The 743-nt window shown below is 63.7% G+C and carries 1 protein-coding gene; it reads right to left on the bottom strand.

Annotated elements, in window-relative coordinates:
* Positions 1-743: FAD-dependent oxidoreductase (locus B5F28_RS14360; RefSeq protein WP_158097616.1), on the bottom strand; the 743-nt coding region annotated here is incomplete at both ends.

The raw sequence follows: 743 nt of genomic DNA, 5'->3' as shown, positions 1-743 counted from the left end.
TTGAAGATGATGCCCTCTTCCTCGGCATGCTCCACCTCTTCCTTACGGGCGGGCAGCTCTTCCATGCCGCGGCGGTATACGATGTAAACGTTCTCAGCGCCCAGGCGCTTGGCGCTGCGGGCAGCGTCCATGGCCACGTTGCCGCCGCCTACAACGGCCACGTTCTTGCTCTTCTTGATGGGGGTCTTGCTGCCCTCCTGGTAAGCCTTCATCAGGTTTACGCGGGTCAGGTACTCGTTGGCGGAGTAAACACCCTTCAAGCTCTCGCCGGGGATGCCCATGAAGCGGGGCAGACCTGCACCGGAAGCCACGTACACGGCCTCGTAGCCGTAGTCGCCCATCAGCTCGTCGATGGTCAGCACCTTACCGATGACCATGTTGGTCTCGATGTCCACGCCCATGGCCTGCAGACCCTCGATCTCCTTCTGCACGATGGCCTTGGGCAGACGGAACTCGGGGATGCCGTACACCAGCACGCCGCCCGCCAGATGCAGAGCCTCGTACACGGTGACCTTGTAGCCCATCTTGGCCAGATCGCCGGCGGCGGTCAGGCCGCTGGGGCCGGCGCCGATGATGGCTACCTTATGGCCGTTGGATTCAGGAACGGTGGGGGCCGTGGTGTTGTGCTCACGGTGCCAGTCGGCAACGAAGCGCTCCAGACGGCCGATGCCCACGCTCTCGCCCTTGATGCCGCGAACACACTTGCCTTCGCACTGGGTCTCCTGAGGGCAGACGCGGCCGCA

It is taken from the genome of Gemmiger sp. An194 (genome assembly GCF_002160145.1).
Lineage (GTDB): Bacteria > Bacillota > Clostridia > Oscillospirales > Ruminococcaceae > Allofournierella.
This window is presented reverse-complemented; position numbering and strand designations above follow the sequence as displayed.